The following is a 13499-nucleotide window of genomic DNA, read 5'->3' on the forward strand; positions in this document are numbered from 1 at the left end:
GTGTTTGCTATTAAATATATAGCTGTAGGCCAAGGTGGAACCTGGGCTACAGGCATTTTTCATCAAGAAAAGCGGTTCAGGCCAGTTCCAGGAAGCCGCACACGGCGTCGAGGTGGCGCTCGAAATCCGAGATGGCGTGGTCGCCGCCCGGCAGCACGGTGAGCGTGGCGCCGGCGTAGCGCGCGGCCATCTCGCGCCAGTCCAGCACCTCGTCGCCCTGGGTCAGCAGCGCGAACTGGCGCGCCGGGTCGTCCAGCGGCGGCACCCGCAGCGCGCGCAGCTCATCGACGAATTCCGGGGCGAAGTAGAAGCGCTCCTGCGGCGCATGCCAGGCGGTCTGCTCGCCGATGTAGCGCGCCAGGTCGCGCGCCGGGTTCACCGCAGGGTTGAGCAGCACCGCCTTGGCGCAGCCGGTGCGGGCCTGCACCCAGCTCGCGTAGAAGCCGCCCAGCGACGAGCCCACCACGGCCATCGACGCCGCCGGCCACGTGGCGACCTGCGCCGCCACCCTCTCCATCGCCGCGCGCGGCGAGGGCGGCAACTGCGGGCACCACCAGTGCACCCGCGGATGGCGCAGGGCCACGCGCGCGGCCATCAGGCGCGCCTTGGCCGACTGCGGCGAGGAGCGGAAACCGTGCAGATACAGGAGGTGGGTGGTGGGCATGGGCGTTGGGTCCGGTGGTGGGCGCGGGATAATCCGCGGATGTCCGCCGTATTCGACAAGCCCTCCCTCGGGAAGCGGCTGCTTCCATTGTTCCAGGGCTTCGACGGCTGGCTGGCGCTGGCCGTGCTGCTGCTGTGCGCCGCCGGCCTGCTCACCATGTATTCGTCGGGCTACGACCATGGCACGCGCTTCTATGACCATGGCCGCAACATGCTGCTCGCCGCCGGCATCATGTTCGTGGTGGCCCAGGTGCCGCCGCAGCGCCTGATGGCGCTGGCGCTGCCGCTGTATGCCGCGGGGGTGGCGCTGCTGGTGGCCGTCGCCCTGTTCGGCATCACCAAGAAGGGCGCGACCCGTTGGCTCAACCTGGGCATCGTGATACAGCCCAGCGAGATCCTGAAGATCGCCATGCCGCTGATGCTGGCCTGGTGGTTCCAGAAGCGCGAAGGCCAGTTGCGGCCGCTGGACTTCCTGGCCGCGGTGCTGCTGCTCGCGGTCCCCGTGGGGCTGATCATGAAGCAGCCCGACCTCGGCACCTCGCTGCTGGTGCTTGCCGCGGGGCTGTCGGTGATCTTCTTCGCCGGCCTGTCGTGGAAGCTGATCCTGCCGCCGGTGCTGGTGGCCGCCGTCGGCATCGCGCTGGTGATCTGGTTCGAGCCGCAACTGTGCGCCGAGGGCGTGCGCTGGTCGGTGCTGCACGACTACCAGCAGCAGCGCATCTGCACCCTGCTCGACCCCACCAAGGACCCGCTGGGCAAGGGCTTCCACATCATCCAGGGCATGATCGCCATCGGCTCCGGCGGCATCTGGGGCAAGGGCTTCATGGCCGGCACGCAGACGCACCTGGAATTCATCCCCGAGCGCACCACCGACTTCATCTTCGCCGCCTACTCCGAGGAGTTCGGCCTGATCGGCAACGCGCTGCTGCTGCTGGGCTTCCTGTTCCTGATCGCGCGCGGCCTGCTGATCGCGCTGGAGGCGCAGACCCTGTTCTCGCGCCTGCTCGCCGGCGCCGTGACCATGATCTTCTTCACCTACGCCTTCGTGAACATGGGCATGGTCAGCGGCATCCTGCCGGTGGTGGGCGTGCCGCTGCCCTTCATCAGCTACGGCGGCACGGCCATGGTCACGCTGGGGCTGGGGCTGGGCATCCTGATGTCGATCGCGCGGGCGCGAAGCTAGTCATCCTTCAGTCGGCCGTGTAGTCGATCGGATCGTAGGCATGCTGGCGTCCCAGCGCGCCGGCCATGGCCAGCAGGAAGGCCAGCCCTCGCCGAACCTCGGGCTCGCGCGCCATGCGCATCAGCCCGATCAGGGTGGGCGTCTCCTCCATCGCCTGCACCTGGGCCGCGGCCATGCGCGCGGCGTTGCCGGCCGACCAGGCCGCGCCCACGCCGTCCTCGAAGGCCTTGGAGACCTTCTCGACCATGTAGCTGTCGCTCATGTCCACCATGTCGGCCGTGGCCGACAGCAGTTCGACCACGCGGTTCAGGCGCCGGCCCGCCAGCAGCGGCTCCAGTTGGGCCACCAGCTCGGCCAGGCCCTGCAGCGCGGCGTCGTCCTGCAGCAGACCGCCACCGGCCTGCTGTGCGGCGGGTATTTCAGAAGCGATGTTCATCTCGGTGCTCCTCGTGTTCGTGCTTGGGATGAAAGTGCTGGCGTCAGACCAGCGCGCGCGCCACGGCCCAGTACATGCCGCGGTTGAAGCCCTTGCGCATCATGGAGCCGATCTTGGTCGGCGGCGTGGGCTTGACGTCGACCTGGTAGTCGTACCACAGCGGCATGCCCGCCTCCAGGCCCATCTGGGCGATGGCCACCACGCGGCCGTCATAGGCGTCGCAGGTGCGGCCGAAGCGGATCTGCGAGGCGATGTTGTTGACCACCACGGGCGACTGGCTGTGGCAGGAGCCGCCGGCCTTGCTCACGGGCAGGTCCACGGTATCGCCCAGCACGTAGACATGGCGCATGCCCAGCACCTGCAGCGTCTCGTGGTCGGTGGGCAGCCAGCCCTCGCCGTCCAGGGCCTGGGACAGGCCGCAGTCGCGCACGGCCTGCACGGCGTGGATCGGCGGCGTGGCCATGAGGATGTCGAAGTTCTCGGACTGGCCCTCTTCCGAATACGCCACCTTGGCCTCGGGATCGACGCGCGCCAGGGTGAAGCCGCGCTGGTGGCGGATGCCGCGCTGCTCGAAGACCGCGGGCAGGATCTCGCAGGTGTCCTTCTGCAGGAACAGGCAGTTGCGCAGCAGCTGCGAGACCGTGGGATAGGTGTAGACGATCTCCACCTTGTCGCGCACGCCGCGCCGGCGCAGGAGGTCGTCCAGCATCAGCGTGGTCTCTATGGGCGCGATGCCGCACTGGTGCGGCACATTGGGCGTCTTGGGAAAGGTCACGGTGACGAAGATGCGGCCCTTTTCGATGCGCGCCAGCTTGTCGGCCAGCTGCCGCGCGGGCGCGTGCTGGTAGAAGTGGTCGCCGGCCTCGGCCAGGCCTTCGATGCGCTCGGGCGCGGGCACGCAGCCCGTGGAGATCACCAGATGGTCGTAGCCGAAGCGCTTGCCGCTCTTGCAGCGCACGGACTGCTGCGCGAAGTCGAAGGCCTCCACCTCCTCCACCTGGAAGTCGATCTCGGGCCGCAGCAGGCCGCGCTGCTTGCGCCGCAGCTCGTCGCGGAAGAAGGCATTGAAGGCCACGTACATGAAGGCCGGCTTGTAGTAGTGCCAGGGCGAGTTCGACAGCAGGGTGATGCGGACCTTGCCCGTGATCACCTCCGGGTACAGCTTGGTGACCAGGTGGTTGGCGGTCATGGTCCCGCCGATGCCTCCGCCGATGATCAGTATGTGATGCGCCATTGCTGCTACTCCTTCTTTGCCTTCAGTGGAACAACGGCTGGCGCCATGCGGCGCCGGCCCCGGGAAACCACGCCGCCCTCAGGCTTGAGCGAGCGCCAGACGCCCTCCCACAGGCCGTCGAAGAACGGATCTATCGGCGTCTCGATGACCCCGTCGAGCCGCAGGCAGATCATGCGGATCGCGCTGCCATACATCAGGCTGGCCGCGACCATGGGCTCCATCTCGCGGATCTCGCCCGCGGCCATGCCGGCGAACACGAAGCCGCGCATGCGCACGAAGGCCGAGGCCGAGCAGATCGCCTGCTCGTCCGGCAGGAACTCGCGGTGGCGGGCGTTGACCACGAAGCCCATCGCCTCGGGCTCGGCCTCGGCCAGGCCGAACAGCATGCGCAGCACCGCCTGGCAGCGCTGCTCGCTGCGCGCGTGCCGGGCCTCGATCCCGTCGAGCAGCAGGTTCATGCGCGCCAGCAGATGCCGGTACAGCTCGCGCGCGATGCCTTCCTTGTCCGAGAAGTGGCTGTAGAAGAAGCCGATGGACACGCCGGCCTCGGCGCACAACTCCTGGATCGGCGTGTTGAAGAAGCCCCGCAGCATGAACAGCCTGAGCGCCACGCGCAGTGTCTGCTCATGCCGCGAGCCGGCATGCGGGAAGAAGGTCCAGTCCTCGTCTTGCATCGCCACATGATAGAACGAATCTTCGTTCCATTCTGGCCTTTGGAACCCCCGGGAGGGGAAAGGCGAAAGCGGCTCGCGACGCGCGTCCGCGTGGGGGGCAGGCAATAATCCCGGGATGATCTCCCGCGAACCCACCCTCGAACGCCTTGCCATCGCCCAGCGCCTGCTGCTGGAGCCCTTCGGTCTGGACGAATCCCACCTGAGCCGCGCCCTGAACGAGATCAAGGCGCACAAGGTCGACGATGCGGACCTGTACTTCCAGTACACCCGCAGCGAGGGCTGGAGCCTGGAGGAAGGCATCGTCAAGACCGGCTCCTTCAGCATCGACCAGGGCGTGGGCGTGCGCGCGGTGAGCGGCGAGAAGACGGCCTTTGCCTACTCCGACGACATCTCCGAGGCCTCGCTGCTCGACGCCGCCCGCACCGTGCGGTCGATATCGGCTGCAGCCAAGGAAGGACGCCACAAGGTTGCTACCAAGAAGATAGCAAAAAGCCGCTCCCTCTACCCCGGGGTGGACCCGATCGCCTCGCTCGACAGCAATGCCAAGGTGGCGCTGCTGGGCAAGGTCGAGGCGCGCGCCCGCGCCCGGGACCCGCGCGTGGCGCAGGTCATGGCCGGCCTGGCCGCCGAGTACGACGTGGTGCTGGTGGCGCGTGCCGACGGCACGCTGGCGGCCGACGTGCGTCCGCTGGTGCGCCTGTCGGTCACGGTGATCGCCGAGCACAACGGCCGCCGCGAGATGGGCTCGGCCGGCGGCGGCGGGCGCTTCGGCCTGGCCTATTTCGACGACGCGCTGATCGGCGGCTACGTGGACGATGCGGTGCGCCAGGCGCTGGTCAACCTCGAATCGCGCCCGGCGCCGGCCGGCGAGATGACGGTGGTGCTGGGCGCGGGCTGGCCGGGCATCCTGCTGCACGAGGCCATCGGCCACGGGCTGGAGGGCGATTTCAACCGCAAGGGCTCGAGCGCCTTCAGCGGCCGCATCGGCCAGCGGGTAGCGGCCAAGGGCGTCACCGTACTGGACGACGGCACCATCGCCGACCGCCGCGGCTCGCTCAACGTCGACGACGAGGGCAATGCCAGCCAGCGCAACGTGCTGATCGAGGACGGCATCCTGAAGGGCTACATCCAGGACTCGATGAACGCCCGGCTGATGGGCGTCAAGCCCACCGGCAACGGCCGGCGCGAGAGCTACGCCCACATTCCCATGCCGCGCATGACCAACACCTACATGCTCGGCGGCGACAAGGACCCGCAGGAGATCATCGCCAGCATCGACAAGGGCCTGTATGCCACCAACTTCGGCGGCGGGCAGGTCGACATCACCAGCGGCAAGTTCGTGTTCTCCGCGAGCGAGGCCTACTGGGTCGAGAAGGGCAAGGTCCTGTACCCGGTCAAGGGCGCAACCATCGTCGGCAGCGGCCCCGAGTCGCTCAAGAAGGTCACGCTGATCGGCAACGACATGGCGCTGGACCCGGGCGTGGGCACCTGCGGCAAGGAGGGCCAGAGCGTGCCCGTGGGCGTGGGTCAACCCACGCTGCGCATCGACGGGCTGACGGTCGGTGGCACCGCGTGATGCCGCTGCGCTAGGACGTATCCACCGCCCTCCACCGCCGTCGCCGCAAGGGCCTGGCGGTTTCATGGGCATGGGCCGAAGCCTGATGCCACGACGCGCATGGTGGACGGCCCTGGCGCTGGGCAGCCTGTGGGCCGCGCTGCTGCTGGTGCCCGTGCTCGCGCGCGAGGGCTGGCCCGTCAACCACGACGGCCTGGCGCCCGTCGTGCGCATGGCCGCGTTGCTGGGGCAATGGAAAGAGGGCCATTGGATCGCGCTCTGGTCCACGCAGCAGCAGGCCGGGTTCGGCTCGCCGATGCTGGGGCTCTACCACAAGCTCCACATGTACTTCTCGGCCGGCGTGCTGGCGGCCACGGGCAGCGTGAAGGCGGCGCTGGTGGTGCCGGTCGGCGTGTTCATGGTGGCCGGCTTCTGCGGCATGGCGTTTTGCCTGCGGCAGGTGCTGCCGCCCCGCCATCATGCGCTGGCCTGGATCGGCGCGGCCCTGCTGCCGGTGTCCAACTACGCCACGACCGACTGGCTGGTGCGGGGCGCCATGGCCGAATTCGCCGCGATGATGCTGCTGCCCTGGCTGTTCGCGTGGTGCCTGCTCCTGCTGCGCACCGGCCGCTGGCGGCCCTGGATCGGCGTGCTGCTCGCCCTGCTGGCGCTGGCGCATGCCACGCTCGCGCTGTTCGGGCTGATCCCGCTCGGCATCGCCTTCCTGCTGGCCTGCAGGCGCTGGGGTACCGGGGCCTGGCAGTGGCGGCGGCCGGCGTTCTGGAGCGTGCTGTGCGCCGTGGCCTGCCTGTTGCCCTTCGTGGCGCCGACGTGGGCGCTGGCGCGTTTCAGCCGGGTGGACCGCCTGCTGCTGCACGGCCTCACCCCTGCCACCAGCGGCCAGCCCTGGGCCGGGTTCTTCTGGGATCCAGCCTGGCGCTGGGGCGGATCGGAATTCATCACGCTGCAGCTCGATCTGGCGCTGTGGGCGCTGCTGGCGGTGTTCCTGGCGGCATGGGTCCGCTCGACCAGGGATGCGCCGCAGCCCGGCGGCAGCGCGGCGGCCGCTGGCGATCAGGGCGTGGCCTGGTTCCTGGCGCTGACGCTCGCCGCGATGGCCTGGCTGCAGACGCCGTGGTCGCACTGGCTCTACGCACTGGTGCCCGGCGCGCAGTACCTGCAGTTCGCCTGGCGCCTGCTCGCCTACCTGACCGTGGCGCTGATCGTCTGCGCCGTGATCGGTCTGGCATGGTGCGGCGACCTGCTGGCGCGCAGATGGCCGGGCATGGGCGCGCGCGCCGGAGCCGCACTGGCCCTGCTGGTGCTGGCCTGCACCGCGAAACCGAAGATGTGGTGGCACCTGCGGCAGCTTGCCTGGTACCCGCAGGAGCAATTGACCGAGGCGCTCGGCGACGACAACTACTGGGCTTTCGGCGAATTTCTGCCGTTGGTGGATTGGACGACCGGGCCGGGCCTGCTCGATGCGCAGAGCCAGGCGATCGCATGGATGGCCGCGTTGCCTGCGCAGACCTGCACCCTGGCCGAGGGCCGCGCCCCCGGCGACCACCAGGAGCGCCGCGCCGCTTTCTGGCGCGTGCAGTGCCCGCAGGCTTCGGAAGTCATGCTGCCGGTCTTTCTCGCGCCGGGCATGGAACTGGAACAGCGCGGCGATCGGGACGGGCGCTGGGCGCCGGCGGCGATGGCCCGCACCTGCAGCGATCCCCGCGTGCGAATCGCGTTGCCTGCAGGCGAAACGCTGCTGCACCTGCGCTACCCCAACTGGCGGCGCACGGTGCTCGCGGCGTTGCGGCGGCAGCCCTTCGACTTCCGCCGCGACTGCGCCGATTGAGCGGCGCGGGGACCGGGTTCAGCGCAGCGCCACCGGCCTTGCCGTCAGCTGGCGACGCAGCCCCAGCACGCCGGCACCGGCCGCAACGGCGGCGCTGACCAGCAGCACCGCCAGCGTGCCCCAGGAGCCCTTGGCCACGCTCTCGGCCGCGGCGGCGCCGGCCTCCCGTGCGGACTGCTCGGCCTGGGCCTTGGCCTGCGAGACCTTGGCGGCGGCCTGGTTGTAGATCTGCTCGTAGTTGTCGGCGATCTTCTGCGCCTCCTCGCGGCTCTTGCCGGTGCGGGCCGCGATGATGTTGACCAATGCGTCCTTGTCGGCGGCCTCCAGGGTGCCGCTGGCGCGCTGGAGCACGCCTTGCAGCCAGGCCTTGGCCTGGTCGTCGGCGGCCTGCGGGTTCTGCGCCGCCTGGGCCGCCTGGTCCTGCCCGGCATTGGCCGCGCCCTGCGCCTGGGCCTTGAGATTCTCGGGCTGCAGTTCCGGCTTGCCGGTCTGGCGCAGCAGGGTGTCCAGTTGCGACTGCAGGCTGCCCGCGTCCAGCGAGATGCCCGCCTGGTTCAACTGCCCCTTGACCGCGTCGCCGAGGGCCGGCCCGGCCGCAGCCGCGCCTGCGCCGGCCACCGAGCCGGCCACGCTCAGGCCGGTCTTGGCCGCGCTGCCGGCCAGGCTCAGCGCGCCGCCGGTGGCGCTCACCAGCAGGTAGATCGTCGCCAGCGTGGTCAAGGCCCAGGCCAGCAGGCCGTGCATGGCGCCCGCGCGGCGTGCCAGGTAGCCGGCGGTGAAGCCGCCGACGGCGATTGCGATCAGCGTGCTCACGCCGGCCCAGATGCCCGCGCCCACGCCGAAGTTGTGGAAGGGATTGCGGTCGCCGATCGGGTCGATCGCCGATGCGCCGATGGCCGTGCCCAGCACCGACAGGATGAGATAGGCGATCAGGGACAGCACGAGCCCGGCGAAGACCGCGCCCCATGAAATGGCGGCGGTCCTGGAGCCGGGCTCTTCGGCGTATACGGCGGTGGTGGTCATGTCGGCTCCAAAGTAAGAGATGTGGATCGGTGGCCGCCCGGTGCTTGCGATGTCGAGGGATTCGGCTGCTTCCTGGCGGCTACGGGCAACGATAGGAGAGCGCCGCCGACACGGCCGTCGTCGCTGCTGCCGGAGCGCCGTAGGACCGCTTCGACACAGCGTGAGAGCCCCAGGCTGGTACTGCGCCGGCGCTGCGAGGCGCGCGCGGCCGACTTGTGCTAGATTCCAGGCACTTATGTCGCTGCGCGCCGCTTCCTATTTTTACTTTTGGTTCTCTGTCCCAGGCGGACGAGAGGCGAGCGCGTAAGCACCCGAAGACACCTCCCGAACCACACCGCCGACGCTGTCCAGCCCGGCGGTTTTTTTTGGCCCCGAGGTTCCCGGTCCCCCCGATCCGATCCACCCGACTTTGCCCGATTGTCCCCAAGGAGCCCCCGATGAATGCAGCCGTCTCCCAGCCCCAGGCCTCCAGCAGCGAGCCCTGGTATGCGCACGTCGACAAAACCAGCCAGACCGACGACGAACGCATCAAGGACATCACCGTGCTCCCTCCCCCAGAACACCTGATCCGCTTCTTCCCGATCCAGGGCACGCCCGTGGAATCGCTCATCAGCAGCACCCGCCGCAACATCCACAACATCATGGCCGGCACCGACGACCGGCTGCTGGTGGTGATCGGGCCGTGCTCCATCCACGACCCGGCCGCGGCCGTGGAGTACGCGCGCCGCCTGAAGCTCGAGCGCGACAGGCACGCCGGCACATTGGAGATCGTGATGCGGGTCTACTTCGAGAAGCCGCGCACCACGGTCGGCTGGAAGGGGCTGATCAACGACCCCTACCTGGACGAGAGCTACCGCATCGACGAGGGCCTGCGCATCGCGCGCCAATTGCTGATCGACATCAACCGCATCGGCCTGCCCGCGGGCAGCGAGTTCCTCGACGTGATCTCGCCGCAGTACATCGGCGACCTGATCTCCTGGGGCGCCATCGGCGCGCGCACCACCGAGAGCCAGGTGCACCGCGAGCTGGCCTCGGGCATCTCGGCGCCGATCGGCTTCAAGAACGGCACCGACGGCAACATCCGCATTGCCACCGACGCGATCCAGGCGGCCGCGCGCGGCCACCACTTCCTGTCGGTGCACAAGAACGGCCAGGTCGCCATCGTGCAGACCGACGGCAACAAGGACTGCCACGTCATCCTGCGCGGCGGCAAGGCGCCCAACTACGACGCGGCCAGCGTCGCCGCCGCCTGCGCCGACCTGGAGAAGGCCGGCCTGCCGCCCACGCTGATGGTCGACTGCAGCCACGCCAACAGCAGCAAGCAGCACGAGCGCCAGAAACTGGTGGCCGCCGACATCGCGCAGCAGGTCGCCGGCGGCTCGCGCAGCGTGTTCGGCGTCATGGTCGAGAGCCATCTGCAGGCCGGCGCGCAGAAGTTCACGCCCGGCAAGGACGACGCCGGCGCGCTCGAATACGGCAAGAGCATCACCGACGCCTGCCTCTGCTGGGAAGACTCGGTCGAGACCCTGGCCGTGCTGGCCGATGCCGTGGCCCAGAGGCGCCAGGCCCGGGCCTGAAGCCGGAATTCAGAAAGAAAAGTGGCTGAAGCCCAGGTTTTACCTGGGCTTGTAGCTATCTATTTTGGAGCAAGCGCGCTCAGCAGCCGGGCGTGCACGCCGCCGAAGCCGCCGTTGCTCATGCACACCACATGGTCGCCGGGGCGCGCCGCGGCAAGCACCTGGGCCACCAGCGTGTCGACGTCGCCGGCCACCCGGGCGCGTGCGCCCATCGGCGCCAGCGCGGCGGCGGCATCCCAGTCCAGCCCGGCCGCGTGGCAGAACGCCAGGTCGGCCGGCTCCAGGCTCCAGGGCAACTGCGCGGCCATGGCGCCCAGCTTCATGGTGTTGCTGCGCGGCTCGAACACCGCCAGGATGCGCTCGCCCCGCGGCAGGCGGCGGCGCAGGCCGTCGAGCGTGGTGTGGATGGCGCTCGGGTGGTGGGCGAAGTCGTCATACACCGTCACGCCGGCGGCCGTGCCGCGCACTTCCATGCGGCGCTTGACGTTGGCGAAGCCGCCCAGCGCCGCCGCCGCGTCGGCCGGCGCCACGCCCAGGTGCTCGGCCGCGGCGATGGCCGCCAACGCGTTGCGCTGGTTGTGCACGCCGCCCAGCGCCCAGTCCACCCGGCCCGCGCGCCGGCCGGCGCGCAGCACGTCGAATGCATGCGGCTCGCCTTGCGCGCTGAAATCGCTGTCTTTGGCGCCGAAACTGCGCACTTCGCTCCAGCATCCCTGCTCCAGCACGCGCCGCAGGCTGTCTTCCGTTCCATTCACTACGACCCGGCCGGAGCCGGGGACGGTGCGCACCAGGTGATGGAATTGCCGTTCGATCGCCGCAAGATCATCGAAGATGTCGGCATGATCGAACTCCAGGTTGTTCAGGATCGCGGTGCGCGGCCGGTAGTGCACGAACTTGCTGCGCTTGTCGAAGAAGGCGGTGTCGTATTCGTCCGCCTCGATCACGAAGGGCGCGCCGGCCGGCCCCAGCCGGGCCGAGATGCCGAAGTTCTGCGGCACGCCCCCCACCAGAAAACCGGGCGCGCGGCCGGTGGCCTCCAGCACCCAGGCCAGCATCGCCGTCGTGGTGGTCTTGCCATGGGTGCCGGCCACCGCCAGCACGTGGCGGCCCTGCAGCACCTCTTCGGCCAGCCACTGCGGGCCGCTGGTGTAGCGCGCGCCGGCGTCGAGAATGGCCTCCATCAACGGGAACTTCGGCGTGCCGTCGGCGCGGCGCGCGCGGCTCACCACATTGCCGACCACGAACACGTCGGGCGCCAGCGCCAGCTGCCCGGCATCGAAGCCCTCGATCAGCTCGATGCCCAGCGCGTGCAGCTGATCGCTCATCGGCGGGTAGACGCCGGCGTCGCAGCCGGTGACGCGGTGGCCCGCCTCGCGCGCCAGCGCGGCCAGGCCGCCCATGAAAGTGCCGCAGATGCCGAGAATGTGAATGTGCATGGCCTGGATTCTAGTTTTTTGAAGAAACAGGCCTGACGCCCAGATTCCACCTGGGCTATACGCTACGAAAACGGTAGCAAACGGAGGGCCGCGCAGGGCCATCCCGCTGTGCCGCGCCGGCTTGCGGCGAGAATCAACGACGACACGCCCACACCGAGGAACCGCCACCATGGACACGCTCAAAGCCGAGATTGCCGCGACCGCAGCCCGGCTCGTCGTGGAGGAGGGCCTGGAATACGCTGCCGCCAAGCGCCGCGCCCTGAAGCTGCTGGGCCTGCCGGCGCGCAGCCCGCTGCCCGACAACGAGTCGGTGGAGGATGCGGTGCGCGAATACATCCAGGTCTTCTGCGCCGACACCCAGCCCGGGGAACTGCGCAAGCTGCGCGCGCTGGCGCTGGTCTGGATGCGGCGCATGGCCCGGTTCCGCCCCTACCTGGGCGGCGCGGTCTGGCACGGCACCGCCACTCGGCATTCCGACATCTTCCTGCAACTGTTCTGCGACGACTGCAAATCCGCCGAAATCGCGCTCATCGACCACCATGTCGAGTACGAGCCGCAGACCGTCACCGGCCTGCACGGCGAACAGGTCGAGGCCCTGACCCTGGCCGTGCGCTCGCGCGAACTCGGCGAAGTGGTCGGCGTGCATCTGCTGATCTACGATCTGGACGACCTGCGCGGCGCGCTGCGGCCCGACGCCCGGGGCCGCGCGCCGCGCGGCGACATCGACGCGGTGCAGGCCCTGCTGGCCAACGAATAGCCCTCTCTTTCCCCCTCTTCCATGCCTGAATCCTCCAACACCCCCGCCGCCCCGCAGCGCACCCGCCGGCACTGGCTCCTGGGCGGGGCCGCCGGGGCCGCGCTGCTCGCCGGCGCCGGGCTGTCCTGGCGCCGCCATGCCGCATCGGACGCCCCGGCCGGGGGCGACACGGCCGAGCTGCTGTGGCAGCAGAGTTTCGAAACGCCCGAGGGCGCCCCGCTGGACCTGCAGGCGCTGCGCGGCCGCCGCCTGCTGGTCAACTTCTGGGCCACCTGGTGCCCGCCCTGCGTCGAGGAGCTGCCCATGCTCGACCAGTTCCACCGGGAGCAGGCGGCGCGCGCCGCAGCGGCCTGGCAGGTGCTGGGCGTGGCGGTGGACCAGCCCTCGTCGGTGCGCCGCTTCCTGCAGAAGACCCCGGTGGCCTTCCCCGTCGCCATGGCCGGGCTGCAGGGCACCGATCTGTCCAAGGCGCTGGGCAACCGCCAGGGCGGCCTTCCCTTCACCGTGGCCATCGGCCCGGACGGCGCGGTGCTGCACCGTAAAATGGGCCAGCTCAGCCACGACGATCTGGCCTCCTGGTCGCGGACCTGAGCCCCGGCGGGGGGCTTTCGTTTCGGCCTTCTTTCTTGCTCCAGTTCAAGGATTTGGGGGAAATTGGGGAAAGAAGCTGGAAATAAGTCCGAATTGGAGTAAATTCGCGCTCTGTTTTTTACACGCACCTTACAAGGTGCCCGTCGGAGCCCCCATGGACCTGCGCAAGCTCAAAACCTTGATCGACCTCGTGTCGGAGTCGAACGTCTCGGAACTCGAAATCACCGAAGCCGAAGGCAAGGTCCGTATCGTCAAGGGCGGCGGCGCCGTGGTGCCGCAGTTCATTCCCGCGCCGGTGCCGGCGCCCGCCGCTGCGGCCGCCGCGCCCGCCGCCGCTGCCGCGCCCCTGTCTCTTATACACATCTCCGAGCCCACGAGACCGTACAGGAAATCGCGTATGCCGTCTTCTGCTTGAAAATGGGGGGGGGGGGGGGGGGGGGGGGGGGGGGGGGGGGGGGGGGGGGGGGGGGGGGGGGGGGGGGGGGGGGGGGGGGGGGGGGGGGGGGGGGGGGGGGGGGGGG

12 protein-coding genes and 1 pseudogene are annotated in these 13499 nt (G+C 69.6%); 7 read left to right on the top strand and 6 right to left on the bottom strand.

Annotated features, from left to right (window positions below; genetic code table 11):
* Nucleotides 1–76: 76 nt before the first annotated feature.
* A complete protein-coding gene (locus JHD63_RS07045; RefSeq protein WP_198970041.1) occupies nt 77–664 on the bottom strand; it encodes a YqiA/YcfP family alpha/beta fold hydrolase in 588 nt (195 codons plus the stop codon).
* 39 nt (nt 665–703) lie between these two features.
* Between JHD63_RS07045 and rodA the strand changes: the two genes are divergently transcribed.
* Nucleotides 704–1846, top strand: a complete 1143-nt coding sequence (gene rodA / locus JHD63_RS07050; RefSeq protein WP_198970042.1) for a rod shape-determining protein RodA — start codon at nt 704–706, stop codon at nt 1844–1846.
* A 7-nt stretch (nt 1847–1853) separates the two neighbouring features.
* On the opposite strand, the gene JHD63_RS07055 is transcribed toward rodA, so the two are convergent.
* From JHD63_RS07055 to JHD63_RS07065, 3 genes are read right to left on the bottom strand one after another with little or no spacing between them, the layout of a single operon-like run.
* Nucleotides 1854–2282 carry a DUF1641 domain-containing protein gene (locus JHD63_RS07055; protein ID WP_198970043.1) on the bottom strand — a complete coding sequence of 143 codons (429 nt, stop codon included), beginning with the start codon at nt 2280–2282 and terminating at the stop codon, nt 1854–1856.
* A 43-nt stretch (nt 2283–2325) separates the two neighbouring features.
* Nucleotides 2326–3516 (bottom strand): NAD(P)/FAD-dependent oxidoreductase, encoded by a 1191-nt coding sequence (locus JHD63_RS07060; RefSeq protein WP_198970044.1) that lies wholly within the window; start codon nt 3514–3516, stop codon nt 2326–2328.
* Between the two features lie 5 nt (nt 3517–3521).
* The gene (locus JHD63_RS07065; protein WP_198970052.1) at nt 3522–4190 is read right to left on the bottom strand and encodes a TetR/AcrR family transcriptional regulator; all 669 of its coding nucleotides are present in this window, start codon (nt 4188–4190) and stop codon (nt 3522–3524) included.
* A 115-nt stretch (nt 4191–4305) separates the two neighbouring features.
* Here JHD63_RS07065 and tldD point away from each other — a divergent pair, with 115 nt between their 5' ends.
* Both tldD and JHD63_RS07075 read left to right on the top strand, forming a co-directional pair.
* Complete coding sequence (gene tldD, locus JHD63_RS07070; RefSeq protein ID WP_198970045.1) at nt 4306–5766, top strand: metalloprotease TldD; 1461 nt, start codon at nt 4306–4308, stop codon at nt 5764–5766.
* A gap of 85 nt (nt 5767–5851) precedes the next feature.
* Nucleotides 5852–7594, top strand: coding sequence for a hypothetical protein (locus JHD63_RS07075; protein ID WP_198970046.1), 1743 nt, complete (start codon nt 5852–5854; stop codon nt 7592–7594).
* Between the two features lie 18 nt (nt 7595–7612).
* Here JHD63_RS07075 and JHD63_RS07080 read toward each other — a convergent pair whose 3' ends face one another.
* On the bottom strand, nt 7613–8617 hold the full coding sequence (locus tag JHD63_RS07080) for a hypothetical protein (protein WP_198970047.1): 1005 nt from the start codon (nt 8615–8617) through the stop codon (nt 7613–7615).
* Nucleotides 8618–9054: 437 nt separating this feature from the next.
* Here JHD63_RS07080 and JHD63_RS07085 point away from each other — a divergent pair, with 437 nt between their 5' ends.
* Nucleotides 9055–10194, top strand: coding sequence for a 3-deoxy-7-phosphoheptulonate synthase (locus tag JHD63_RS07085; protein ID WP_198970048.1), 1140 nt, complete (start codon nt 9055–9057; stop codon nt 10192–10194).
* Between the two features lie 59 nt (nt 10195–10253).
* On the opposite strand, the gene mpl is transcribed toward JHD63_RS07085, so the two are convergent.
* Nucleotides 10254–11630: a UDP-N-acetylmuramate:L-alanyl-gamma-D-glutamyl-meso-diaminopimelate ligase gene (mpl, locus tag JHD63_RS07090; RefSeq protein ID WP_198970049.1), complete on the bottom strand. Its 1377-nt coding sequence runs from the start codon at nt 11628–11630 to the stop codon at nt 10254–10256.
* Between the two features lie 169 nt (nt 11631–11799).
* Here mpl and JHD63_RS07095 point away from each other — a divergent pair, with 169 nt between their 5' ends.
* The 3 genes and pseudogenes from JHD63_RS07095 to JHD63_RS07105 all read left to right on the top strand — a co-directional run.
* Complete coding sequence (locus JHD63_RS07095; RefSeq protein ID WP_198970050.1) at nt 11800–12387, top strand: hypothetical protein; 588 nt, start codon at nt 11800–11802, stop codon at nt 12385–12387.
* A gap of 21 nt (nt 12388–12408) precedes the next feature.
* On the top strand, nt 12409–12978 hold the full coding sequence (locus tag JHD63_RS07100) for a TlpA family protein disulfide reductase (protein WP_198970051.1): 570 nt from the start codon (nt 12409–12411) through the stop codon (nt 12976–12978).
* A 154-nt stretch (nt 12979–13132) separates the two neighbouring features.
* A pseudogene (locus JHD63_RS07105) lies at nt 13133–13330 on the top strand (acetyl-CoA carboxylase biotin carboxyl carrier protein); the annotation flags it as partial.
* Between the last annotated feature and the right edge of the window lie 169 nt (nt 13331–13499).

It is taken from the genome of Xylophilus sp. ASV27, assembly GCF_016428875.1.
GTDB lineage: Bacteria > Pseudomonadota > Gammaproteobacteria > Burkholderiales > Burkholderiaceae_C > Xylophilus.

Bases quoted from the DNA above. Each gene is read 5' to 3' on its own strand.
- tldD (WP_198970045.1), top strand. From the start codon at position 4,306: ATGATCTCCCGCGAACCCACCCTCGAACGCCTTGCCATCGCCCAGCGC.
- JHD63_RS07065 (WP_198970052.1), bottom strand. From the start codon at position 4,190: ATGCAAGACGAGGACTGGACCTTCTTCCCGCATGCCGGCTCGCGGCAT.
- JHD63_RS07080 (WP_198970047.1), bottom strand. From the start codon at position 8,617: ATGACCACCACCGCCGTATACGCCGAAGAGCCCGGCTCCAGGACCGCC.
- JHD63_RS07045 (WP_198970041.1), bottom strand. From the start codon at position 664: ATGCCCACCACCCACCTCCTGTATCTGCACGGTTTCCGCTCCTCGCCG.
- JHD63_RS07100 (WP_198970051.1), top strand. From the start codon at position 12,409: ATGCCTGAATCCTCCAACACCCCCGCCGCCCCGCAGCGCACCCGCCGG.
- JHD63_RS07095 (WP_198970050.1), top strand. From the start codon at position 11,800: ATGGACACGCTCAAAGCCGAGATTGCCGCGACCGCAGCCCGGCTCGTC.
- mpl (WP_198970049.1), bottom strand. From the start codon at position 11,630: ATGCACATTCACATTCTCGGCATCTGCGGCACTTTCATGGGCGGCCTG.
- JHD63_RS07075 (WP_198970046.1), top strand. From the start codon at position 5,852: ATGCCACGACGCGCATGGTGGACGGCCCTGGCGCTGGGCAGCCTGTGG.
- rodA (WP_198970042.1), top strand. From the start codon at position 704: ATGTCCGCCGTATTCGACAAGCCCTCCCTCGGGAAGCGGCTGCTTCCA.
- JHD63_RS07085 (WP_198970048.1), top strand. From the start codon at position 9,055: ATGAATGCAGCCGTCTCCCAGCCCCAGGCCTCCAGCAGCGAGCCCTGG.
- JHD63_RS07060 (WP_198970044.1), bottom strand. From the start codon at position 3,516: ATGGCGCATCACATACTGATCATCGGCGGAGGCATCGGCGGGACCATG.
- JHD63_RS07055 (WP_198970043.1), bottom strand. From the start codon at position 2,282: ATGAACATCGCTTCTGAAATACCCGCCGCACAGCAGGCCGGTGGCGGT.